This window comes from Stenotrophomonas sp. GbtcB23 (assembly GCF_019091045.1).
In the GTDB taxonomy this organism is placed as follows: domain Bacteria; phylum Pseudomonadota; class Gammaproteobacteria; order Xanthomonadales; family Xanthomonadaceae; genus Stenotrophomonas; species Stenotrophomonas rhizophila_A.
The window spans coordinates 96,500-118,725 of record NZ_JAGXKC010000003.1 but is presented as its reverse complement, the minus strand read 5'-3'; the positions used below and the strand labels follow the sequence as shown (position 1 = coordinate 118,725).

The window sequence follows — 22,226 nt, the reverse complement described above, 5'->3', positions numbered from 1 at the left end:
CCGCCGTTCCTGTATTGGCATGAATCCACGGAGTTCCGCATGAAGATCTGCTACCTGGTACTCGTTACCCGCACGCCTGAGTTCCGCGATGAAGCGGGTGCCGAACACGCACGTTTTCTCGATGAGGTGCGCGCCCGCGACCAGTTGCTCATCACCGGCGGCTTCACCGACAAGACCGGCGGCGCCTACGTGCTGCACAACGTGGCCGACCGCGCCGCCGCGCAGGCCATCGTCGATGCCGATCCCCTGATGACGCTCGGCAGCGCCACCGCCACCGTCCACGAATGGTCCACCCGCTGAGGCAGCCCCCGCGATGACCCCCACGCCCGTGCAGTCCCCGTTCCCCGAACAGCTGCTTCCCGGCTGGAAGCGTGCCGTGCTCAAGGTCGGCAGCAGCCTGTTGGCCGCCGATGGGGGCGGGCTGTCGCCACGGCATGCGTTGGGCCTGGCGCAGTTCGTCTCGGCACACGTGCTGGCGGGGCGCGAAGTGGTGATCGTGTCTTCCGGCGCGGTGGCTGCGGGCCGTGCGATCGTGCCGCGCGCGATCGAGGCCGGCGCCGCCATGGCCGCGCGGCAGGCACTGGCCGCGCTCGGCCAGGCGCAGCTGATCGGGCTGTGGCAGCGCTTCTTCGAGCGCCCGGTGGCGCAGGTGCTGCTCACCCACGACGACCTGCGCAACCGCCGCCGCTACCTCAACGCCCGCGCCACGCTCAACGAGCTGCTGCGGCTGGGCGCGCTGCCGGTGGTGAACGAGAACGACACCGTGTCGGTGGACGAGCTCAAGCTGGGCGACAACGACAACCTGGCCGCCACCGTGGCCGCGTTGATCGACGCCGACATCCTGTTCATCGCCACCGACATCGACGGCCTGTACAGCGCCGACCCGCGCCGCGATCCGCAGGCGCGGCCGATCCACGACGTGCCGGAGCTGACCCTCGAGGTGCTGGCCATGGCCGGCGGTGCGGGCAGCGGGGCGGGCACCGGTGGCATGCACACCAAGCTGGAAGCGGCGGCCAAGGCCGGCCGCGTCGGCATCGATACCTGCCTGTTCAACGGCCGCGATGGCGACGTGGTGCGCGCGCTGGCGCAGGGCCGGTTGTTCGGCACCCGCATCCATGCCGGGCAGACCCGTGAAGCCGCGCGCAAGTATTGGCTGCGGCATGCGCCGCTGGAGGCCGGTGCGATCATCGTGGATCAAGGTGCCGCTGCAGCATTGCGCGACAAGGGCGCCTCGTTGCTGCCGGGCGGGGTGACCGCTGCCGAAGGCGATTTCCGCCGCGGCGACATGGTGCAGGTGCGCCTGCGTACCGACAGCGGTGAAGTGATCTTGGCGCGTGGGGTCAGCCAGTATTCGGCCAGCGACATCCGCCGCGTGGCCGGGCGGCATTCGCGCGACATTGAAAGTGTGTTGGGCTACAACTACGGTGGCAATGTGATCCACCGGGATGATCTGGTGCTGGTCTAAACGGGCGTCGACCGGTTTACGTGGGACACGCATGGCGTGTCTCTACGCGTAGCGACACGCCATGCGTGTCCCACGTGGACCTCGAAGCCAGATATGACGTCGGCCCCGAAGATTTTTTGAAACGCGCCAAAACACCCTTCGTGATGAGAGATCCCATGGACATCCGAGACCAAGCCCTCCAATGCCGCGACGCCGCGCAGGTGCTGGCGCAGCTTTCGTCCGAGGCCAAGGCGGCGCTGCTGGATGCCATGGCCGACGCGCTGGACAGCGACGCGGCCGCCATCCTGGCCGCCAACGCGCTGGATCTCGCCGCCGCCGAAGCCAAAGGCACCGGCAGCGCGATGCTCGACCGCCTCGCCCTCAATCCGGCGCGCCTGTCCGGCATCAGCGCTGCCCTCCGCGAAGTGGCCGCGCTGCCCGATCCGGTCGGCAGCATCACCCGCGACGACATCCGCCCCAACGGCATCCGCGTGCAGAAGGTGCGCGTGCCGCTCGGCGTGATCGCGATGATCTACGAAGCGCGACCGAACGTCACCGCCGACGCCGCAGCGCTGTGCATCAAGGCCGGCAACGGCGTGATCCTGCGCGGCGGCTCCGAAGCCATCCATTCCAACACCGCCATCGCCGCCTCGCTCAAGCGCGCCCTGCGCGAGGCCGGCGTGCCCGACGCCGCCTTGACCCTGGTCGAAGACCTGCGTCGCGAGACCATGCTCACCCTGCTGCAGCTCAACGACCTGATCGACCTGGCCATCCCGCGCGGCGGGGAAGGGCTGATCCGCTTCGTTGCCGAACATGCGCGCGTGCCGGTGATCAAGCACTACAAGGGCGTGTGCCACCTGTACGTGGACCGTGCCGCCGACCCGGCCAAGGCGCTGGCGCTGCTGGTGGATGGCAAATGCAGCCGCCCTTCGGCCTGCAATTCACTCGAAACCCTGCTGGTCCACGCCGAGGTCGCCGCGACGTTCCTGCCGCAGGCTGAAGCCGCCTTGCGCGAACGCGGGGTGGAGGTGCGCGCGGACGCGCGTGCCCGGCAGTGGCTGCCGCAGGCCGCGCCGGCCACGGAGGACGATTTCGCGGCCGAATACCTCGACCTGATCATCGCCGTGCGCGTCGTTGATGACCTCGAACAGGCGTTGTCCCACATCCAGCAGTACAGCTCCGACCACACCGAAGTCATCGTCACCGAAGACCCGGCCGCCGCCCAGCGTTTCATCAGCGCGCTGCGCGCCGCCGTGGTGATGGTCAACGCCTCGTCCCGCTTCTCCGATGGCGGCGAACTCGGCCTGGGCGCGGAGATCGGCATCTCCACCACGCGCCTGCACGCCTACGGTCCGATGGGCCTCGAAGCGCTCACCGTGGAACGCTTCGTGGTCCAGGGCAGCGGCCAGACCCGCGCGCCATGACCGGCGCGCGGGTGCGTCGGGTAACGATGGTGGGTCGTTACAACGCCTTGTAGGCAATCCGCCGGTTCGCCGCGCGCCCTGCCTCGGTGGTGTTGTCGCCCACCGGGCGGTTTGCGCCGAACCCGCGTGCCAGCAACCGGTCCGCAGGTACGCCACGGGCAGCCAAGGCTGCCGCTACGGCCTTCGCACGCTGCTCGCTGAGCGTCTGGTTGGTCTCGGCGTTGCCCACGTTGTCGGTGTGTCCTTCCACTTCAACGCGGGCCCCTGGCGGCGCCGCCTGGATCGCTTTTGCCGCACCGTCCAGGATCGACGCACTGCTGCGGGTAATCACCGCCGACCCGGTTTCGAAGGTGATCGTGGTCTGGTTCAACGCCTGGGTCAGGTCGTCACTGCTGAAGCCTGGCGGTAGCGCACCCAGTGCGGCAGCGCCTCTGTCGAACAGGCCCTCCACCTCCAGGTTGCCCAGCTCCTTCTGGAACAGCTGGCTGACCGCCGTGCGTTGGGCCTCGGGCAGCTTGGACGTATCCAGTTTGAGCGAGTCACCGTTCAATGCGAACTGCAGCCCGTTCTGTTTCAGGCTGGGGATCAGATCGGCCAACCGGCCCAGCCAGCTGGCTTGCTTGACGTTGGTATCTACCTGGATGTTGGAGCTGACATTGGTCTGTCCATAGGCGCCCGCAAAGGCCCCAAGCAGTTTCGCCTTGTCGGCCACCGACCCCAATGTGCCGTTCAACGTCACCTTGCCGTCGGTGTTCTGGAACGACAGGGTGGGGTTCGTGGACACGGCCGCGACGTTGGCGGCCGGCGCGGTAACCGCTGGCGCCTTGGCCACGTTGCGCGATTGCCAGCCGCACCACGCAAGCGCGAGCAATGCCAGCAAGGGCAACAGCCAGCGCCAGAGGCGGAAGGTGGACTGCTTCTTCCCCTTCGTGCCCAACAGACCGGTGAACGCAGCGGGAAGCGAGGTCGGCATCACCCCGCCGGCGGTCACCGCCCGTACGATCGCCGGCAGGGAGGTTGCCAGCAGCGCGGGGGCCACGGCGGGCGTTACCCCGGCCTTGCTGGCGATGTCCTCGATGCTCTGCCCGCCCAGCGCGCTGCGGATCTGCCCGGCATCGACAGCGCGCATGTTGGGTTGGCCTGAGAACCAGGACTTGAAGACATCGCCAAGCCCGGCCGCGGTGAACCTGTCGCCCAGACTGGCGAGTCCGCCGGGCTGTTTGAAGATGTACTCGATGACGACGCCGATGAATTTCTGTGCGTTCGGTCCAAGGCCGGTAGCCCGGGCCACTTCACTGACCAAAGTCTCGATAGACGACATGATGTATCCCCTCACAATGAAGTGCGGGATGTCTCCGAGGCGGAGCGTACGCCCGGCCGGGGGCGGTTATGTGAAGGAATTTACACATTCACCTCGGCCGGGCCCATAGCCACGCAGGGCGTGGCTCTACGCTTTGTCAGCCTGGCAAGCGCTGTTCTGTCAGGCCTACCGGACGAGCCATGTCGTCCATGTGCAGGGTCACCGACTTGCCTGCGCTCAGCTGCGCGGCCAACGCCGGGCTGGCGCCCAGGTTGTGCGCGATCTCTTCCAGCGACACATCCGCGCGCGCATTGCGCCGGTCCTTGCCGGCGAAACGCATGCGGTTGTATTCCGCCCAGGCGATCAGCAGCACCGAACAGCACACCAGCATCACCGGCAGCGCGATGACGATGAACGGGTCCACGCTCTGCTTGTACTCGTACAGCTGCAGCCACGCCAGCTGCCCACCGAGCAGCCAGGAAAGGGCGGTGATCAGCGGCGCCCAGAGGTAGAAATAGAACCCCCAGAACGCGATGGTGACAAACCCCCACGCGGTGCGCTGCAGCCGTGGCTGCTGGCGTGTCTTGCGGATCAGGCGGGAGTCGTAGCGGCGGGTCGGCTTGGAAGCGTTCATCGTATACCCCGGTCAGGACTGACCCAGATCGCGCGCTTGCCACGCCGCTTCAACAGCGTCTTGGGCAGTGCCACCAGGGTCGTGAACAGACTGATGAGCCAGTACGCCATCGGGTACCAGATCACCCAGAAGTAATTACGTCCAATATGCGTTTCGTAACGGCGGTCGATGATCAGGCTGCTCGCGAACTGCAGCAGGCACACCAGCGCCAGGATCACGCCGTGCCATTGCGGCAGCAGCGTGGCGATGTACAGGTCCTGCGGCAGCGGGATGAACTTGCCCAGCGCCCACAGCACGATGATCGCCAGCATCGTGTACGCCCACAGCACGCTGAACATGTACTCCAGCAGCACCCCCCACATGCGCCGCTTGCGCCAGTCGAACAGCGAACGGCCATGCCGCAGCAGCACTTCCACGCCGCCCTGGGCCCAGCGCAGGCGCTGCCGCCACAGCCCCTTGAGCGTTTCCGGCATCAGGATGAAGCACAGCGCGTTCGGCTCGTAGCGGATGTCCCAGTGGTCGATCTGCAGCCGCCAGCTGATGTCGATGTCCTCGGTGATCATGTCATCGGCCCAGTAGCCGATGCGGTGCAGCGCGGTGCGGCGGAACCCGGCGATCACCCCGGAAATGGTGAAGATGCGCCCGTACACGCGCTGCGCACGCTTGATCATGCCGATGATCGAGGAGAACTCGGCCACCTGCAGCCGCCCCAGCAGGGTGGAGCGGTTGCGGATGCGCGGGTTGCCGGTGACGGCGCCGACGCGCGGGCCCGAGGTGAGGTGCCAGACCATCCAGTGGGTGGCGTGCTCTTCCAGCATCGCATCGCCATCGATGCACACCAGGTATTCCGAACGTGCCGCCAGCGCGCCCATGCGCAGTGCATTGGCCTTGCCCAGGTTGCGGTCCAGGTGCACCACGCGCAGGCGCGGGTGTTCGGCGGCCATCGCATCCAGTCGGGCCCCGGTATCGTCGCGGCTGCCGTCGTTGATGGCGATCACCTCGAAATCCGGGTACTTCTGCGCCAGCGCCGCGCCCAGCGTATCGGCCAGGTTGTCGGCCTCGTTGTGGCAGGGGATCAGGATCGACGCGAACGGGTAGCTGTCCATCGGCGGCGGATCGTCGCGCAGCCGCGCCTTCCGCTCGCGGCGGAAGAAGTAATACAACCCCCCGGACATCCAGAAGAACGCCATCACCATCGGGTAGAAGAAGGCGAACTGGAACAGCAGGTAGAGGAGCGGATGCATGGCGGCCTCACTTTTCCTCGTACGGGAAGGTGCGTGCCGACATGGCCGCGCGCGCATCGTAGGTAGACGGCTTCCCGGCAATGAAGTCATCCGGGTACCAGGCGAAATGACGCACGCCCTGCGCCTGCAGGCGCCGGATCTGGGCGCGCAGCACCGTGCCGGAAATCGGCTTCTGCGTGCGCCAGTCCACCGTCTGCAGCTCGAACATCGTCTGTGACAGCTGTGGATCGTGCTCACGCACGGCCTGCACCAGCCGGTCCAGCCATTTCTGCGGGTCGCGGCTGCCTTCCATCCACGGCATCGCCATCAGCGCGGTGTGGTCGTAGGCCTTGTTGAACAGGTCCAGGCGCTGCGCGAACCAGCTGGCACTCTGCGGCTGCAGCACCGGCTGCGCGTACAGGTTGCGCACCGTGGCCAGCTTCGGGCGCCAGCGCTGTGCGGCGCCGCGCAGTTCCAGGGTGAAGTCGATCAGCGCCTGGGTGCGCGCGCCGTCGTCGCCTTCCTGCGGCAGGTTGGCCAGTTCGGTGTCGCGCAGATAGGCATCGTCGTGGAACAGCAGGCCCTCGAAATACGAGTTGATCGCCAGGTCTTCGTAGATGTCGTCGATGATGTGACGCACCTTCGGGTTGGTGAAATCGAGCCGGAAGATGCCATCGCTTTCCGGGCTCTCGATCGCCAGCGCCTTGCGGATCGCCGGGTCCTTCAGCTCATAGCCCAGCACCGGCAGCCACGCGTACACCTTCACCCCGGCGCGGGTCTTGAGCTGCCAGGCCACGCGGTTGAACAGGTCCGCGCGCATCGGCAGGTGCCGGTTGGGGAAGTACAGCGCATCGGCCGAACCATTGCCGTCCGGGTCGGCGAAGGCCTGCAGGAACACGTGGGTGGGGCCGATCTTCTTGACCCGTTCGAGCAGCGCATCCAGGTTCTTCGCCTGCTGCGCCGGGTTGGCGTCGTACACCGCGTCCAGGTCGATCTGCAGGGCGCGCATGCCGTCGCGTTCGACGTCGCGGCGCAGCTCATAGGCCAGCTGGGTCACCGGCGGGTTGCCGGTCACCAACAGGCGGGCCAGGCCGTGCAGGTCGCGGGTGACCGGCGTGCTGCGGCCTTCCAGGTCGAACGACACCGGCATGCCCAGTTCTTCGGCGATGCGGTTGCTCATCGCGTTGTAGGCCGCATACGGCCACACGATCGCCTTCGGACTCACGCCTACGTTGTCCTGGATGCGCTTCACGCTCAGGCCCAGGTCGGCACGCAGCCGTGCCTGGTACTCGGCTTCGGTTTCGTAGCGCTGCGTGGCCGGGTCGTAGGTGCGGGTGATCACCGCCGGGGTCGAATTGCCCTGCGGGTTGGACTGCACGCCGTGGTGCAGGTTGTCGGTGTGGCTGGCCAGTTCAACCAGGCCGCTGCGCTGCATCTCGCGCAGCTGTTCCCAGGTGAGGAAGTCGTCGCGGGTGAACGGGCGGTAGCCGTAATCGATCTGGCGACCGGCGGGCATGTCCACGTAATCGGTGATCACCGCCACCAGCGCCGGGTAGTTGTAGGCGCGCAGCAGCGGGAACACCTTGCTGTACACGCTGCGCAGGCCGTCATCGAAGGTCAGCAGCACCGGCTTCGGGGGCAGCGGCGCGCCGCCCTGCGAGGCGGTGATCAGCTGCGACAGCGACACCGGGTGGTAGCCGTGCGCCGAGAGCCAGTCCAGGTGCGCGGCGAAGTTCTGCGTGCTCACCGAGTACGCGTCCGGGTCGCCCTTGGTGGCCACGTCGTCGCGGATGTCGTGGTAGCTGAGCACCAGCAGCCCGTTGTCGGCCGAATCCAGCACCGGCGGGGCGGCGTGCGCACTGCCGCACACGGCCAGCACGGCCAGCACGGCCAGCAGCAGCCAGGAGGTAAAGCGCTTCAAGTCCATGTGTCGCATCTCATTGTCCCCAGCGCAGGCCGGCATCAAGGCCGATGTGTCGTTCACGGTTGCCGTCGTAGACCGGCCGCGACCAGCTGATCCCGTATTCGAAGATCCGGCCATCGGCCAGCTGCCACTCGTGGCGATACTCGGCCGACGGCACCAGCGCACTGCCAAAGCCCTGCTGCCAGTAATTGCCCAGCGACACGGTCAGGCGGTGGCGGAAATGCCGCTCGTAGTGGCGCCACAACTGCTGGTCCACGCGCAGGCCGATTTCCGCCGAATGGTCTTCGGACGGATTGAAGTAGGGCACGTCGTCGCGGCTGCCGCGGCTGGCGTACAGGCTGCCCAGGCCATCCAGCAACAGGGTGGGGCGGGTGAGCAGGCGCTGTTCGATGCTGGTGCTGAGCGTGTCGCGGCGGTTGCCGTCGTCGTAGCGGAACTGGCTGGCGCCTGCGCTCCAGTGGGTGAGCTCGTTGCGGCGGTAATCCACCGCCAGTGCCACGCTGTCGGCGGTGATGCCGGAAATGCGCGCCTGCAGCGAGGCATCGGCGGCGTTGCGTGCCGCCGTCACGCCGGCGTGCCAGGTATCGCTGAACTGCCAGCCGAACCCGGCGCTGAGGCCGGTATCGCCGATGTGGTCATTGGCGCGGTTGACGAACAGTTCGGCGTCGGCGCGGCCGAAGCGGTAGCGCGTGCCCAGCCCGAACCACAGCGGGCGGATGGTCTGGTCCTGGAAATCCACGCTGCGGCGGTCGGCGAAGGTCACCACGCGCCAGCGGTCATCGATCACCGGCGACTGCAGTTCCACGCCGTAACGCGCATCGTCGTTGCCCAGCGGCGAGGTGCCACCGCCGCCTTCGCTGCGGCCGCCTTCGGCGTACGCATGCAGCTGCCAGCCGCGGTGGGCCTTCCAGCTGCGGTCCATGCGCTGCACCGAGGACTGGTTCGGGTAGCGTTCCAGCAGGGAATCGTGGATCGGCCGGGCCAGGTCATCGCGCTGCAGCTGCACATAGGCGTCGTACTGGCCCAGGCGCGCCGAGACGTCGCGCGGGTCCAGCGTATTGGCCATGCTGTAGCGCTCCAGCGCCCGCCGCGGCCAGCCGCGCATCATGTAGACGTTGCCCAGCGACGACTGGGTGCCGCCGTTGGCCGGGGCCAGTTCCACCATCTTTTCCAGATCGTGCTGGGCGGTGGCCAGGTCACCGCTGTAGGCGCGGATCATCGACAGGTTGAGATCGGCCTCATAACGCGGCCAGTTGGCGTAGGGCGCGCGTGCGCCCTTGGCCCAGCGCCACGCCGGCTCCTGCGCCTGCCACTGGGTGAGCACGTTGATCGCGGTATCGGCGCGCTCGCTTTCCAGGTGCGCATAGGCCAGTTCCGAATGCACTTCGGAGCGGCCCGGATCGGCCTTGAGCGCCGCTTCCAGGACCGGGATGGCTTCGTCGGGATGCTGGCTGGCCATCAGCGAATCGCCTACGGCCGCCATCAGGTAGTTCGGCACCTCATGGCCTTCGGCGAGCAGGGCGCGGTATTCGTCGCGCAGCTGCTCGTGGCGGCCCAACCGGTTGAGCAGGATCAGCCGGTCATAGCGGATGCGCAGCGGTGCGGTCTGCACGGTGAGGCCGTCGCGCTGCAGGTAGCGCTCCATCTGCGCGAGCGCGTCTTCGGCTTCGTCCAGGCGGGTGTCTTCGCTGGCGCCGTAGGCCAGGCTCCAGCCGACCCGCTTGGCCAGGTAATTGGCTTCGAAGCGCTGCTTCTGCGCCTCGTCGAACAGGTCGGGGCGCGCCTGGTACAGCTGCCACGCACGGTGCGCATTGCCGATGTCGGACAGGGTGAGCACCTGCAGGCGATACAGCAGGTCATCGTTGGGCGCATCCGCCCGGGCGCGCTCGATCGCGCCCAGCGCGTCAAGCCAGCGCGCCTGGTCACGGTAGGTGCTGATTTCCGCCAGATGAGCTTCCCGCGAGGTGGCCGCCGAAGCAGGCAGAGCGGTCAGACAGAGTGTGGCGCATACCAAACCGACGCAGAGCGCCAGCGGCCGATGCTTGTACATGGAACCCCCGGGAGCATCCCTTCAGAGAATCTATTTGTGCGTGGAAATGTGACGCACATCACATGCCAATCGTGCACGACTTCGTCGATGTAGACAAATTGTTAAGGCGCAACACGGCCTCCGCAGCTGTGAAAACAGGCGTGATGGGGACTGCAAGTTGTTGAAAAGCAAGACCATCCGGCCGCCGCCACGGCGCTGTTCCCGGGGTCTGGACACCCTGAAACCGTTCATCGGCCCCGGGGCCATGACACCCCGGGGTTGCTGCTATGCCTGCTGACCCGCAACGCAGGTCAGTTTCCGACACGCTACGTCACTAGGTGCGCACAATCCGTGATGCATTCACCGAAACAGGGCGACACGCCCTGCGGGTCCGCGCGGACGTCACCACACGTCTTCCAGTTTCTGCGGCTTGCACGCCACCCACGACGCGGACAACAACACCACCGCGCACACCAGCAGGAACCCGAACGGCAGGTACCAGGCGCCGCTGACGGCATGCAGCCAGCCGAACAGGAACGGGCCCAGGCAGCTGAAGGCATAGCCCACGCCCTGCATGAAGCCGGACAACGCCGCCGAACCGGCCGGCGTGCGGGTGCGCAGGTTGATCAGGGTCAGCGCCAGCGGGAAGGTCGAGGGGCCGATGCCCAGCAGCACCGCCCACAGCCACGGCGCCTTCATCGGCGCGAACAGCAGCCCGGCGAACGCGATCAGGAACGCGCTGAACCCGACAATTACCAGCGGGAAGGGATTGCGCAACCGCACCGCCAGCGCCGGCATGGTCAGCGACGGCACCAGGCCCAGGGCGGCAAAGATCGCCACCATGATCCCGCCGAACGCCGGCGTCGCCCCGGCTTCCACCACGATGCGCGGCAGCCAGGTGAACATCGAATAGGTCATCAGCGAGGTCATGCCGAACATCAGCGCCATGCCCCAGGCCAGCGGCGTGCGCCAGACCTTGCCGTGTGGCTGCGCGGCCGGGTCGGCGGCGGTATCCAGCGGGTCCGGGTGCGGGCGGCGGCGGGCCAGCGCGATCCAGGGCAGGGCAGCGGCCACCGCGAAGATCGCCCAGATGCCCAGCGACACCCGCCAGCCGGCCTGTTCCGCCAGCGGTACCGCCATCAGCGCCGGCACCATCGTACCCAGCTGCAGCACCGTTATATAAAGCGTGCTCACCGTGCCCACGCGGTTGGCGAAGTAGCGCTTCACCAGCGGCGGTACCACCACGTTGCCGATGCCCATGCCGGCCAGTGCCACCACCGAGCCGAACAGCAGGCTGCCCACGCCGCCGGCCATCGAGCGCAGCAGCAGGCCCACCGCCGCCAGCACCATGGCCAGCAGGGCGGTGCGTTCCAGCCCGATGCGGCGGGCCACCAGCGGCGTGGTCACCCCGAAAAGCGCAAACGAGGCCGTGGGCAGCATGCCCAGCACGCCGGTCATGGTGGTGCCGAACCCGAAGGTCTGGCCCAGCTGGTCCAGCAGCGGGGTGATCGAGGTCACCGCCGTACGCAGGTTCAGCGCGGCCAGCAGGATGGCGGAAAACGCCAGCACGCGTCCGCGCAGCAGGGACGTGGAATGGGGGTCGGCAGGGGTCATGGCAGGAATCTCTTGCAGGTGGCGCGGCACGTGGGGGTGCAGCGGAGTGCGGGCGCTCGGCGCAGGCCGTGAAGGACAAACGCTGCCGCATTGTACGCGCGGTAGCGCCACGCACTGCGTGGCTGCCTGCGGGCGACAGATACAAAAAAGCCCGGAGGACATGATGTCTTCCAGGCTTCAATGTGACCACTTGTATGGTCGGGGAGACAGGATTCGAACCTGCGACCTCTACGTCCCGAACGTAGCGCTCTACCAGACTGAGCTACACCCCGTAAGGAGCCGCCTATTGTATCGATCCCGCCCTTCGGCGGCAAGGGGGACCGTTTGTTCACCTTCGGATGCCGTGTTGCCACGACCTTGACAAAAAAGCCTGGAAATCAGGTTTCCAGGCTTCAATGCGACCACCGGAGTGGTCGGGGAGACAGGATTCGAACCTGCGACCTCTACGTCCCGAACGTAGCGCTCTACCAGACTGAGCTACACCCCGAAGGAGCCGACAAGGATACGGTGTGAAGGGATTATCGGCAACCTTTTTTTGAAAGGTCACACGACCAACGGTCGTGTGCTACCGGGCGTCGCGGTCGGTGGCGCCGACCTCGCGTGCTTCGAACCACATGCCGTTGAGGATGGCGGCGGCCGAGGCCAGGCCGGTGCCGAGGATCCAGGCGAAATACCACATGGCAAAACCTCCAATGTCACTTCGGTAGGTGCCGACCGTGGGTCGGCACGATGGGTAATATCAATACGCGTTCGGGTTGTCGGCCATGTCTTCGGCCGTGGTCTTGCCCTTCATCACCCGGTAGACCCAGCTGGTATAGGCAATGATGATCGGCAGGAAGATCACCGTGGCCACCAGCATGATGAACAGCGTGAGCTGGCTGGACGAGGCATCCCACACCGTCAGGCTGCCACTCGGCTGGCTGGAAGAAGGCAGCAGGAACGGGAAGATCGCAAAGCCCACGGTGAGGATGATGCCGGCAATCGACGCGCCCGAAGCCAGGAACGCGGCCATGCCGCGGCGGGCCCGCAGCAGCACCGCGCTGGCCAGAGCACCGGCCAGGCCCAGCAGCGGGAACACCAGGGTCAGCGGCATGCTGCTGTAGTTGCGCAGCCAGCCACCGGCCGCCGTGCCCACCGCAGCGGTCTTCAACAGCGGGTTGGTCGGGCCGTCGGTGACCACCTGCGAGGTGATCTCATAGCCCGGCAGGCCGAAGGCCACCCAGGCGCCGCCCGCAGCGAACAGCACGAAGCTGAGCAGCGCGGCAATGCTGCCGTAACGCGCCGAACGCTCGGCCACCGGTCCGTCGGTCTTCAGCACCAGCATGGCCGCACCGTGCGACACCATCATCGCCACGCCGACCAGCCCGGCCAGCAGCGCGAACGGGGTGAGCAGGCCGAAGAACGAACCGGTGTAGAAGATGCGCATGCTGTCATCGAAGTGGTACGGCACGCCCAGCAGCACGTTGCCCACCGCCACGCTGGCAATCAGCGCCGGCAGCAGCCCACCCACGAACAGCACCCAGTCCCACGTGTCGCGCCAGCGCTTGCTCGGCATCTTGCTGCGGTACTTGAAGCCCACCGGGCGCAGGATCAGTCCGAACAGCATGGCGAAGATCGCAAGATAAAAGCCGGAGAAGCTCACCGCATACAGCGGCGGCCACGCGGCGAAGATCGCACCGCCACCGAGCACCAGCCATACCTGGTTGCCTTCCCAAACCGGGCCCACGGTGTTGATTACCGTGCGCCGCTCTTCATCAGTTTTGGCCACGAACGGGAGCAGGGTGCCCACGCCCAGGTCGAAGCCGTCCATCACCGCCCAGCCCACCAGCAGGATGCCCAGCAGCAGCCACCAGATCACGCGCAGCGTGGTGTAATCAAGTCCAAGAATGTCCATCTGGAATCTCCTGCCTTATGCCTGGCCGGGGGCCGGCGTGGCGGCATGGTGGGGAAGCGGCGTGCGTGAAGGCTGCAGCGACGGAAGAATGTCGGCCGGCCCGGTGCGGATCGTCTTGAGCATCAGCTTCACCTCGATGATCAGCAGCACCGTATAGGTAAGGGTGAACACCGCCAGCGTGGTCAGGATTTCATGCAGGGCCAGACCGGACGCGGCGTAGAAGGTGGGCAGCACACCATCCACCGCCCACGGCTGGCGGCCGTATTCGGCCACGAACCAGCCACACTCGATCGCAATCCACGGTGCCGGAATCGACCACACCGCCAACCGCAGGAACCAGCGCTTCTCATGGAAGGTGTTGCGGCAGGAGAAGTAGAAGGCCACCGCGAAGAACGCGATCAGGTAGAAGCCCAGCCCGGCCATGATGCGGAAGGTCCAGAACAGCGGTGCCACGCGCGGAACGGTGTCCATCGCCGCCTTGGAGATTTCCTCCGGCGTGGCGTTGAGGATGTCATCGCGGTAACGCTTGAGCAGCAGGCCATGGCCCAGATCCTGCCAGTGGCGGTCGAACATCTCGCGCGCCTCGACATCGTTCTTGTCCTTGCGCACGCGTTCCAGCGCGCCGTACGCCAGCTGCCCGCCCTTGATGCGGTGCTCGGCGCGTTCCACCAGTTCCAGAATGCCCGGAATGGGCTGGTTGAACGAACGCGTGGCGATCAGGCCCATCAGGTACGGAATCTTGATGGCGAAATCGTTCTGCTGGGTCGTCTGGTTCGGAATGCCGAAGGCGGTGAAGTCGGCCGGGGCACGCTCGGTTTCCCACATCGCCTCGATCGCGGCCAGCTTCATCTTCTGGTGTTCGCTGGCGGCATAGCCGCTTTCGTCACCCAGCACCACCACCGACAGCGACGACAGCAGGCCGAACGCCGCGGCCACCGCGAACGAACGGCGCGCCATGTCCTTGTGCTTGTCGCGCAGCAGGTAGAACGCGCTGATGCCCATCACGAAGATCGCGCCGGTCACGTAGCCTGCGCTGACCGTGTGCACGAACTTGGCCTGCGCCACCGGGTTGAACAGCACCGCGGCAAAATCCACCACTTCCATGCGCATCGTGTCCGGGTTGAACACCGCGCCGGTGGGGTTCTGCATCCAGCCGTTGGCGATCAGGATCCACACCGCCGACAGGTTGGTGCCCAGCGCCATGAACCAGGTCACCGCCAGGTGCTTGACCGGGGTCAGCCGCTTCCAGCCGAAGAAGAACAGGCCCACCAGCGTGGCTTCCAGGAAGAACGCCATCAGCCCTTCAATGGCCAGCGGCGCACCGAAGATATCGCCCACGTAGTGGCTGTAGTACGACCAGTTCATGCCGAACTGGAACTCCATCACCAGGCCGGTGGCCACACCGATGGCGAAGTTGATGCCGAACAACGTGCCCCAGAACAGGGTCATCTGGCGCCAGACCTGCTTGCGGGTCATGACGTACACGCTTTCCATGATGGCCACCAGGAACGAGAGGCCAAGCGTGAGGGGAACAAAGAGGAAGTGGTACATCGCGGTCAAAGCGAACTGCAGCCGCGACAGTTCTACGACTGTCGAATCGATCATGGCCTGGCTACCTCGTGGGGTTTTGCCGTTTCAGGTGGCGGGAAGGGGGTCTACGGAGTGAATTCTGTGACCAGCAACTTCTATTAGCCTTGATTCAGATCAATGTACGAACGGGCAGGGAGGGGGATCGTAGGCCTCCGACCTGCGACCGCGCGCCGCACCGGGAGGGTAGGCCGGCGCCCCTTACAATGGTCGGTACCTCCCTGTGGCCGCCAGTGATCCGCTTTGAGCATACCCCCCGACGCGTCCGCCATCGAGACCACCGCCCTCCGCCGGCAGCGCCTGCTTTGGCTGAATGGGCTGGCCGCCAGCGCCCGCAGCCGCCAGCGCCTGGCCGCGCTATGCATATGTATGTCCGGCGCACTGCTCATCGGGCAGGCCGCGGCCATCGCCTGGCTGATCCAGGCGGTGCTGGTCGAGCACCGTCCCGTGGCCGCCGCCATCCCGGTGCTGCTGGGCCTGCTGGCGGTACTGGCGGTGCGGGCCCTGCTGGGCAGCGCCACCCAGGCCGCCGCCGGCGATGTGGCCGATGCGGCCCGGCTGACCCTGCGCGAGCGGGTGTACCGCCGGCTGTTGGGGCTGGGCCCGCTGTGGCTGCGCCAGCAGCGTACCGGCGAGCTCGGCGAACTGATGCTGGCCCATGCCGACGCCGTGGAGAGCTACTACGCCGGCTACCAGCCGGTGCGGATCGAAGTGGTGGTCGTGCCGCTGCTGATCCTGCTGGCCGTGGCGTACGTGGACTGGGTGGTGGCGCTGATCCTGCTGTTCACCGCACCGCTGGTGCCGTTCTTCATGATGCTGGTGGGCTGGGGCGCGGAAGCCGCCGGCCGTGCCCAGCTCGGTGAGCTGGCACGCATGAGCGGCCACTTCGCCGACCGCATCAAGGGCCTGGGCCTGCTGCGCCTGTACGGCCGTGGCGAGGCCGAACTGGACGGCGTGGCCGCCGCCGCCGAAGGCGTGCGCGAGCGCACCCTGAAAGTGCTGCGCATCGCGTTCTTGTCCTCCACCGTGCTGGAGTTCTTCGCCTCGGTCAGCGTGGCCATGGTCGCGCTGTACCTGGGCCTGAGCTATCTGGGCCTGATGTCGCTGCATGCCGCCGTGCCCACCCTGGGTGCCGGCATGTTCTGCCTGCTGCTGGCGCCGGAGTTCTACGCACCGCTGCGGCGGCTGGCCGCGCATTACCACGACCGCGCCAACGCACTGGCCGCCGCTGCGGAAGTGGAGCGCCTGCTGGGCGAGCTGCCGGCCGCTGTGGCCGTCGAAGACGCGGCGCCAGCCGCCCGCGCGCCGGAGCTGCTGGAACAGCATGCACTGCCAGTGGTGGTGCGCAACCTGGTGCTGCGCCCGTTGGGCGCCTCGCACGATGTGGTGCAGCAGCTGTCTTTCCAGATCGAGGCGGGCCAGCGCCTGGCCCTGGTGGGGCCCAGCGGCAGCGGCAAGAGCACGCTGCTGGAAGCGCTGGCCGGCTGGTTGCCGCCCCGCGAGGGCAGCATCGTGCTGCGCCCAGGGCTGGAGGTCGGTTACGCCGGGCAGCGCCCGTACCTGTTCCACGGCAGCATCGCCGACAATCTGCGCCTGGCCGACCCCGGCGTGAGCGACGCACGCCTGCACGCAGTAGCCGAAGCGGCGCAGGTGATGCGCTTCGCGGCGCACCTGCCCGATGGCCTGGACACCGTGATTGGCGAACGCGGCTTCGGCCTGTCCGGTGGCGAAGCACGGCGCATCGGCCTGGCGCGGCTGCTGCTGCGCGACCCGCAGCTGTTGCTGCTGGATGAACCCACCGCCTTCCTCGATCCGGATACCGAAGCTGCGCTGCTGCAGACCCTGGCGGCGTTCGCGCGCGACCGCGCCGTGGTCATCGCCACCCACAGCGACACCGCCATGCGCTGGGCCGACACGCGGCTGGTGCTCACCGCCAGTGGCCGCGCGCAGACCACGGAGGAGCCGGCATGAGCCTGCACCGCGACGATTCGCTGAAGCAGGTGTTCACCCGCCATCGCGGCCGCCTGCTGCTCACCGTGCTGCTGCTGTGGACCACCATGCTGGCCGGCACCGCGCTGCTCGGGCTGTCCGGTGGCTTCCTGACCGCAGCCGCGCTGGCCGGTGCGGCCGGGCTGGGCAGCGGGTTCAATTTCTTCTCGCCCTCGGCCGGCATCCGCGGCCTGACCATGGCGCGCATCGTCTCGCGCTATTTCGAAAAACTGGTCGGGCACGACGTCACCCTGCGCATCGCCCGCGACCTGCGCGTGTGGTTCTTCCGCCGCGCGCTGCCGCTGGCACCGGCGCGGCTGGCCGGCATCCGCACCGGCGAGTTGCTTGCACGGCTGATGTCGGACATCGGCGAAGTGGACGGCCTGCTGGTGCGCGCCATTGGCCCACTGCTGGCGCTGGGCGGCGTCTCGCTGGTGGCCGTGTTCTCCGCCGGCCTGATCTACCCGCCGGCCGCATTGTTGCTGGCCGTGCTGGCGCTGGCCATCGGCGTGGGCGTGCCGTGGCTCACCGTGCGCGGCGCCGGCGGGCAGGAGCGCGACCGCGCGCTGCACCGTGCACAGCTGCGCACGCAGGCGTTTGAAGGACTGGAAGGCGCGGCCGACCTCACCGCACTGCACGCGCGCGAAGACTGGAACCTGCGCGTGCTGGTCGCGGCCAAGCAGCTGCGCTCGCGCGACCGCCGGCGCCGCTGGCGGCTGGTGGGCGGCAACGCGCTGCACGGCCTGTGCGCATCGGTGGGCCTGGTCGGCATGCTGTGGGTGGCGCTGCGCGGATTCGAGCGCGGCGCGATTGATGCGGCCCTGGCGGCCGCGCTGGTGTTCCTCACCGTGGCCCTCATCGAACTGTGGGCCGGCATCGGCCTGGCCTGGCAGTCATTGCTGTCCGGGCGCGTGGCGGCGGCCCGGCTGGAAAGCATCGTGGATCAGCCGCCGGGGGTTCAGGATGCAGCGGCACCGGTAGCCCTGCCTGCGCAGGCGGCCACGCTGCAGCTGGAACAGGTGGCGTTCCGCTGGCCGGGGCAGGCGAGGGCGCTGCTGGAGGGCGTGCAACTGACCGTGGCGCCGGGCGATCGCATCGCCATTCGCGGTGACAGCGGCAGTGGCAAGACCACCTTGTCCGCGCTGCTGTTACGCCTGTGGGACCCCGACGAAGGACGCGTGCTGTACGGCGGGCAGGACATCCGCAACGTCGCGCAGGACGCATGGCACAAACAGATTGCGTGGTTGCCGCAGAGCGCGCCGGTATTTGCCGGCAGCATTGCCGATAACCTGCGGGTGGGCGATGCGCAGGCCACTGATGAGCGCTTGTGGCAGGTGCTTGCCGACGTGCGGCTGCAGACCTGGGCGGCGCAGATCGGTGGGCTTAATGCCTGGGTGGGCGAGAACGGCGCCACGATGTCGGCCGGGCAGGCGCGCCGGTTGGCGCTGGCGCGCGCGTTGTTGCGTGGCGCACCGATTCTGCTGCTGGATGAGCCGACCGAAGGGCTGGATGTGGATACTGCGCATGCCCTGCTGCATGACATGGTGGCGGCGTTGGGCGGGCGCAGCCTGGTGATGATCACCCACGACGAACTGCCTGAAGGCATCGTCCATCGGAGCTACCACCTGCGCGAAGGCAGGCTGTCGTAACGCCAGCGCCGAGACGGTCGGCAATTGATGCATGGACGCCAAACGCAACCGCCTTTGCTCCAAACGTCATGCCCTATCGCGCGGTGACCCGCCATCGGCGGTCGATAGGGATGCGACCCTACCGCACCCGTCCGGCCGACGAATTGGTAGGGTCGGTCGCAAGACGACCGCCGATAACAACGATCGACCCATTAACGCATGGACGCCAGATCACCCGCGCACTCCATGCCAGATGTGACATCCCATTCCGGCGCCAACATCCCCACGACGCCACCCATCGCTCAATGCGCAACGTGATGCGGTTCCATCCGGAACGCGACGTGCCGCAAGCAATCGGCGGCAATCATGCGGATCGCGGCATCATGGTAGACAGGCTCAATTGAAGCAAGCCGAACTCAAGAGAGAAACAATTGGAGCTAAGCTTCGCTCCAACGCATGGTGTGCGCTAGGAGCCTGAGAAACTCCACTGTAACCAGTTGAAGATTGATGTCATGCGTCGGGTGGGTGGCGAAATACAACACCCTCGTGGAAATACGTCGCGCCGAAGGTTACAGCGGTTCTCAGCCTCCCGACTCCCTCGCCGTCCGGCGAGGGAGCTTCTTGTTGGAGGTCCACCATGCACAATTCCCGGCCTGATACCCCTTATTCCGAACTCCCCAAGCGCAAGCTTCACGTGACCCAGCCCGCCCGCGTCCGCGTCGAGGCCCTGTACCACCCCGGCGGCAACGACGAACACGATGACATCCCCATCCCCTGCGTAAAACTACGTGGCCTCTGGATGCGCAGGGCAGGGTTGAACGTAGGCGCCCGCCTGAAGCTGGAACTCATCCCCGGCGGAATCCAGCTCACCGTAGAGCCCGAACCCGACCCGGCCATCCCAAAAGTCCGCCAAATGGGCCGCCTGCAAAAAGCCCGCCTCGAGAGACAACGCCAGCAACCCAACCCGTAATACCGGGCTGTGTTTTTCAAAGATCCGTCCACCAATCCGACGTACGCACCACACCGTCGCCCACCCCAGCTAAGCTGGGGTGGTCACCAAGACCGGGCCACCCAGTGCGCAACTGCGTATGACCGCGTACGTGACACCGAATCCGACTCGGCCAAGCGGGACTACTATGAACAACGCTCGCAGCAGCTGCTGGGCAGGCTGCCCCCTCCCTTGAGAGCGCGCTGGAGGACCCGACAATTCAGCACGCTGATGGCTACAAAGGCGGCTCCAGGATGAGCTGGATCCAGCGCTCTGCGATGGAAGAGAAGATGGCGAAGTAGTTCTAAGCTGGGAACCCGTCGTGACGGCGTGGGTGTTGGCCGCGGCCGGGCGTGGTCGACTCGCCTGCCAGCTGTGCAATTGCTGGCTTGCGGTCAGTTGTCCGCCGAGAGCTTCCCCTGCCAAGCGTCGAACTGCTCACGAAGCAGCCCAAACACATTAGCGACACTCTTTGCGGGTGCCTGCTGCTCGAACCCCAGGTCGCCGAATTGCGTTAAACGATATGCAGAAATGGCCTGGTATGCATTTCGAACCGCCCGTTGATCAGGGTGTGTTGCTATCAACGCGTCTAGAACAGCATCCTGCGCGATTTCCGCTGCTAGCCGTTCCATCAGGTTTTGTTCGAGAACTGCCAGCCTCGATTCGACGTCCATTTGTTCCCCCGGTAGATGGTAGGTTGCCTCGGCGTGTCAATCCTATGGCAGGAACCTCTTTGGACCCAAGTTGTATATGCGATTCGCATGCGCAAGGTCTGGCAGAGTCTCCGCTCGTGCGAACTGCCGGGACTCGTCGTTTAGAGCGTCTTTCGGGCTGGGCAACTGGTCCACGTTCACCCTCCCCAGGATTTCTCCGCCGTAAGGCCCATTGTAACGATCCGGCAAACGCCGGTTCGCGTGAGTGGGCTGGCCGGGGGTTCAGTCCCCCGTCTGGCTGTGCGGCGCAGCCAAGGGTTTGGACTGGGGCGAATCTTTCTGGCGCAGGAAGATGGTCAGCACTACCAGGGCGAGGACGGCCAGGAACTCGCTCTGCCAGTTCTGGAAGGATTCAAACCAGAAGCTGCTGCTCCACAGGTGCTCCCAGCAGGTAGGGGCGGGCAGGCCCCGGGCGACCTGCTCATCCACCGTCGCGCGCCAGCTCCCGGCGAGGTGCAGGAAGAAGCTCGCCAGGAAAAGGATGGAAAAGACGATGGCCAGCGAGTGACCGTAGAGAAGCTTCCAGATTCCCCCTTTGCGGACTGCCCAGGGAGTGGGCCCCGGCAGAATGCGTTCCTCCTCGTGCTCCCCCTTCAGCGGGCGCGATTCCGCAGAGCCCTTTTGCCGCAGTCTGACCGTGATCAGCACGTACATGCCCATCTGCAGGAACTCGCTTTCCCAGTTCTCGAAGGTCGCGCTGACGAAGTGACCACTGTGCAGGTAGGCCCACAGGTCCAGGCCGGCGCGGTGGGCCTCGTGCAGTTCCTGGTTATGGCTGAGGAAGCCTGTCCATACCTGGCCCACAAGGAAGAAGGCGAGCAATAGGAACAACACAATCGAGAGACCGTTTCTCCGCCACATGACTACACAGCCTCAAATCATCCGTATCGACGTTAGTCCTGCGTGTGGGGCGGGGAGGTGAAGGAAAAGCGAGTTGCGCCTTGGTGGAACCCCTCCGCGCTTTTATCCGGGTCTCACGCTCCCATGCTCCCGACGTTACATCCGAGGGGACACGATGCAGGAGCTTCCCCGGAGGGCCACCCATGCATCGATCCATCATTTGCGGCGTCGTCTCGCTTGCCTTGGCCGGATGCGGGGGCGGCAATACCGAATCCAGCGTCCGGGCACCGGGCGTGGAAGAAACCGCCAAGACCAAGGTGCTCGAAACGGGTGCTGCGGTGTTGCAGGATCGGCCGCCGATCGAGGCAATCAACGCATATCTGGATGGCTTCCATTTCTACAACGGCCAGATGAAGGTGCAGATGGAGGCGCACCACTACTGCTCCATCCTCAATGAGGATGTCATCCAGTGCACGATCTACGACGGCAACGTCAAGGACGCCAAGCTGATGGGGGTGGAGTACATCATCAGCGCCAAGCTGTTTGCCGCCTTGCCCGATCAGGAAAAGGTGCTATGGCACAGCCACGTCCACGAAGTGAAATCGGGGCAGTTGGTTGCGCCCGGCATTCCGGAGGTGGCCGAGCATGCGTTGATGGAGAAGCTCATCCATACCTACGGGAAAACCTGGCACACCTGGCACACCGACCTGGACAAGGACCTGCCGCGTGGCATGCCGCAGCTGATGATGGGATTCACGGCGGATGGGCAGGCTGACCCTCAGATGGTCGCTGCACGGGACGACCGGCTGGGCGTGAGTAGCCAGGACAAGCGCGAGCGCCGCGCTGATATCGTTGCACCGCCGATAGATGCCGGCGCGGATGCCTGGCAGAAGGGGCGGGTCATCCAGATCGAGGATCCGGCCGGTGGGCATGGGCACGCGCCACCGGATGCGGACAAGAACGCGACGTCCGAGAGTGGCCCGGGAAGCTGAAAG

The 22,226-nt window shown here is 66.4% G+C and carries 18 protein-coding genes and 2 tRNA genes; 7 read left to right on the top strand and 13 right to left on the bottom strand.

What is annotated here, in order from left to right:
• The first annotated feature begins 39 nt into the window (after window positions 1-39).
• The 3 genes from KVS69_RS02325 (at window position 40) to KVS69_RS02315 (ending at window position 2,868) form a co-directional block, all read left to right on the top strand.
• The gene (locus KVS69_RS02325; RefSeq protein WP_068853199.1) at window positions 40-300 is read left to right on the top strand and encodes a YciI family protein; all 261 of its coding nucleotides are present in this window, start codon (window positions 40-42) and stop codon (window positions 298-300) included.
• 13 nt (window positions 301-313) lie between these two features.
• Entirely contained in the window at window positions 314-1,465 is a 1,152-nt protein-coding gene (gene proB / locus KVS69_RS02320; RefSeq protein WP_217536330.1) for a glutamate 5-kinase, read from the top strand.
• Window positions 1,466-1,620: 155 nt separating this feature from the next.
• Entirely contained in the window at window positions 1,621-2,868 is a 1,248-nt protein-coding gene (locus tag KVS69_RS02315) for a glutamate-5-semialdehyde dehydrogenase (RefSeq protein ID WP_217536311.1), read from the top strand.
• 37 nt (window positions 2,869-2,905) lie between these two features.
• Here the strand turns inward: KVS69_RS02315 and KVS69_RS02310 are convergent, their stop codons facing one another.
• From KVS69_RS02310 to KVS69_RS02260, 11 genes are all read right to left on the bottom strand, one after another.
• Window positions 2,906-4,189, bottom strand: a complete 1,284-nt coding sequence (locus KVS69_RS02310) for an OmpA family protein (protein WP_217536299.1) — start codon at window positions 4,187-4,189, stop codon at window positions 2,906-2,908.
• A gap of 136 nt (window positions 4,190-4,325) precedes the next feature.
• Window positions 4,326-4,802, bottom strand: coding sequence for a poly-beta-1,6-N-acetyl-D-glucosamine biosynthesis protein PgaD (pgaD, locus tag KVS69_RS02305; protein ID WP_068853187.1), 477 nt, complete (start codon window positions 4,800-4,802; stop codon window positions 4,326-4,328).
• The gene (pgaC, locus tag KVS69_RS02300) at window positions 4,799-6,046 is read right to left on the bottom strand and encodes a poly-beta-1,6-N-acetyl-D-glucosamine synthase (protein ID WP_093532469.1); all 1,248 of its coding nucleotides are present in this window, start codon (window positions 6,044-6,046) and stop codon (window positions 4,799-4,801) included. The genes pgaD and pgaC overlap by 4 nt, the downstream gene beginning before the upstream one ends.
• A 7-nt stretch (window positions 6,047-6,053) precedes the next feature.
• Complete coding sequence (gene pgaB / locus KVS69_RS02295; protein WP_217536296.1) at window positions 6,054-7,952, bottom strand: poly-beta-1,6-N-acetyl-D-glucosamine N-deacetylase PgaB; 1,899 nt, start codon at window positions 7,950-7,952, stop codon at window positions 6,054-6,056.
• 10 nt (window positions 7,953-7,962) lie between these two features.
• Window positions 7,963-9,999 (bottom strand): poly-beta-1,6 N-acetyl-D-glucosamine export porin PgaA, encoded by a 2,037-nt coding sequence (gene pgaA / locus KVS69_RS02290; RefSeq protein ID WP_217536293.1) that lies wholly within the window; start codon window positions 9,997-9,999, stop codon window positions 7,963-7,965.
• Window positions 10,000-10,380: 381 nt separating this feature from the next.
• Window positions 10,381-11,592, bottom strand: a complete 1,212-nt coding sequence (locus tag KVS69_RS02285; RefSeq protein WP_217536277.1) for an MFS transporter — start codon at window positions 11,590-11,592, stop codon at window positions 10,381-10,383.
• Window positions 11,593-11,787: 195 nt separating this feature from the next.
• A tRNA-Pro gene (locus tag KVS69_RS02280) sits at window positions 11,788-11,864 on the bottom strand.
• Between the two features lie 138 nt (window positions 11,865-12,002).
• Window positions 12,003-12,079, bottom strand: a tRNA-Pro gene (locus KVS69_RS02275).
• Window positions 12,080-12,157: 78 nt separating this feature from the next.
• Complete coding sequence (gene cydX / locus KVS69_RS02270) at window positions 12,158-12,271, bottom strand: cytochrome bd-I oxidase subunit CydX (RefSeq protein ID WP_093532473.1); 114 nt, start codon at window positions 12,269-12,271, stop codon at window positions 12,158-12,160.
• 60 nt (window positions 12,272-12,331) lie between these two features.
• Window positions 12,332-13,486, bottom strand: a complete 1,155-nt coding sequence (gene cydB / locus KVS69_RS02265) for a cytochrome d ubiquinol oxidase subunit II (protein WP_068853172.1) — start codon at window positions 13,484-13,486, stop codon at window positions 12,332-12,334.
• Between the two features lie 15 nt (window positions 13,487-13,501).
• Window positions 13,502-15,091 carry a cytochrome ubiquinol oxidase subunit I gene (locus KVS69_RS02260; RefSeq protein WP_095362804.1) on the bottom strand — a complete coding sequence of 530 codons (1,590 nt, stop codon included), beginning with the start codon at window positions 15,089-15,091 and terminating at the stop codon, window positions 13,502-13,504.
• A 225-nt stretch (window positions 15,092-15,316) separates the two neighbouring features.
• Here KVS69_RS02260 and cydD point away from each other — a divergent pair, with 225 nt between their 5' ends.
• The 3 genes from cydD to KVS69_RS02245 all read left to right on the top strand — a co-directional run bounded on the left by cydD (window position 15,317) and on the right by KVS69_RS02245 (window position 19,660).
• Window positions 15,317-17,044 (top strand): thiol reductant ABC exporter subunit CydD, encoded by a 1,728-nt coding sequence (gene cydD / locus KVS69_RS02255; RefSeq protein WP_217536275.1) that lies wholly within the window; start codon window positions 15,317-15,319, stop codon window positions 17,042-17,044.
• Window positions 17,041-18,711, top strand: a complete 1,671-nt coding sequence (gene cydC / locus KVS69_RS02250; protein ID WP_217536273.1) for a thiol reductant ABC exporter subunit CydC — start codon at window positions 17,041-17,043, stop codon at window positions 18,709-18,711. The genes cydD and cydC overlap by 4 nt, the downstream gene beginning before the upstream one ends.
• Window positions 18,712-19,327: 616 nt before the next feature.
• The gene (locus tag KVS69_RS02245) at window positions 19,328-19,660 is read left to right on the top strand and encodes a hypothetical protein (RefSeq protein WP_217536271.1); all 333 of its coding nucleotides are present in this window, start codon (window positions 19,328-19,330) and stop codon (window positions 19,658-19,660) included.
• Window positions 19,661-20,073: 413 nt separating this feature from the next.
• Here KVS69_RS02245 and KVS69_RS02240 read toward each other — a convergent pair whose 3' ends face one another.
• Window positions 20,074-20,352, bottom strand: coding sequence for a hypothetical protein (locus KVS69_RS02240; RefSeq protein ID WP_217536269.1), 279 nt, complete (start codon window positions 20,350-20,352; stop codon window positions 20,074-20,076).
• A gap of 261 nt (window positions 20,353-20,613) precedes the next feature.
• Window positions 20,614-21,252 carry a DUF6766 family protein gene (locus tag KVS69_RS02235; RefSeq protein ID WP_217536267.1) on the bottom strand — a complete coding sequence of 213 codons (639 nt, stop codon included), beginning with the start codon at window positions 21,250-21,252 and terminating at the stop codon, window positions 20,614-20,616.
• 182 nt (window positions 21,253-21,434) lie between these two features.
• On the opposite strand from KVS69_RS02235, the gene KVS69_RS02230 reads away from it, so the two are divergent.
• Entirely contained in the window at window positions 21,435-22,223 is a 789-nt protein-coding gene (locus tag KVS69_RS02230) for an OBAP family protein (RefSeq protein WP_254621976.1), read from the top strand.
• Window positions 22,224-22,226 lie beyond the last annotated feature (3 nt).

What these genes read in the sequence shown, in the direction of transcription:
- KVS69_RS02325 (WP_068853199.1), top strand. Translation starts at nt 40, where the DNA reads ATGAAGATCTGCTACCTGGTACTCGTTACCCGCACGCCTGAGTTCCGC.
- proB (WP_217536330.1), top strand. Translation starts at nt 314, where the DNA reads ATGACCCCCACGCCCGTGCAGTCCCCGTTCCCCGAACAGCTGCTTCCC.
- KVS69_RS02315 (WP_217536311.1), top strand. Translation starts at nt 1,621, where the DNA reads ATGGACATCCGAGACCAAGCCCTCCAATGCCGCGACGCCGCGCAGGTG.
- KVS69_RS02310 (WP_217536299.1), bottom strand. Translation starts at nt 4,189, where the DNA reads ATGTCGTCTATCGAGACTTTGGTCAGTGAAGTGGCCCGGGCTACCGGC.
- pgaD (WP_068853187.1), bottom strand. Translation starts at nt 4,802, where the DNA reads ATGAACGCTTCCAAGCCGACCCGCCGCTACGACTCCCGCCTGATCCGC.
- pgaC (WP_093532469.1), bottom strand. Translation starts at nt 6,046, where the DNA reads ATGCATCCGCTCCTCTACCTGCTGTTCCAGTTCGCCTTCTTCTACCCG.
- pgaB (WP_217536296.1), bottom strand. Translation starts at nt 7,952, where the DNA reads ATGGACTTGAAGCGCTTTACCTCCTGGCTGCTGCTGGCCGTGCTGGCC.
- pgaA (WP_217536293.1), bottom strand. Translation starts at nt 9,999, where the DNA reads ATGTACAAGCATCGGCCGCTGGCGCTCTGCGTCGGTTTGGTATGCGCC.
- KVS69_RS02285 (WP_217536277.1), bottom strand. Translation starts at nt 11,592, where the DNA reads ATGACCCCTGCCGACCCCCATTCCACGTCCCTGCTGCGCGGACGCGTG.
- cydX (WP_093532473.1), bottom strand. Translation starts at nt 12,271, where the DNA reads ATGTGGTATTTCGCCTGGATCCTCGGCACCGGCCTGGCCTCGGCCGCC.
- cydB (WP_068853172.1), bottom strand. Translation starts at nt 13,486, where the DNA reads ATGGACATTCTTGGACTTGATTACACCACGCTGCGCGTGATCTGGTGG.
- KVS69_RS02260 (WP_095362804.1), bottom strand. Translation starts at nt 15,091, where the DNA reads ATGATCGATTCGACAGTCGTAGAACTGTCGCGGCTGCAGTTCGCTTTG.
- cydC (WP_217536273.1), top strand. Translation starts at nt 17,041, where the DNA reads ATGAGCCTGCACCGCGACGATTCGCTGAAGCAGGTGTTCACCCGCCAT.
- KVS69_RS02245 (WP_217536271.1), top strand. Translation starts at nt 19,328, where the DNA reads ATGCACAATTCCCGGCCTGATACCCCTTATTCCGAACTCCCCAAGCGC.
- KVS69_RS02240 (WP_217536269.1), bottom strand. Translation starts at nt 20,352, where the DNA reads ATGGACGTCGAATCGAGGCTGGCAGTTCTCGAACAAAACCTGATGGAA.
- KVS69_RS02235 (WP_217536267.1), bottom strand. Translation starts at nt 21,252, where the DNA reads ATGTGGCGGAGAAACGGTCTCTCGATTGTGTTGTTCCTATTGCTCGCC.
- KVS69_RS02230 (WP_254621976.1), top strand. Translation starts at nt 21,435, where the DNA reads ATGCATCGATCCATCATTTGCGGCGTCGTCTCGCTTGCCTTGGCCGGA.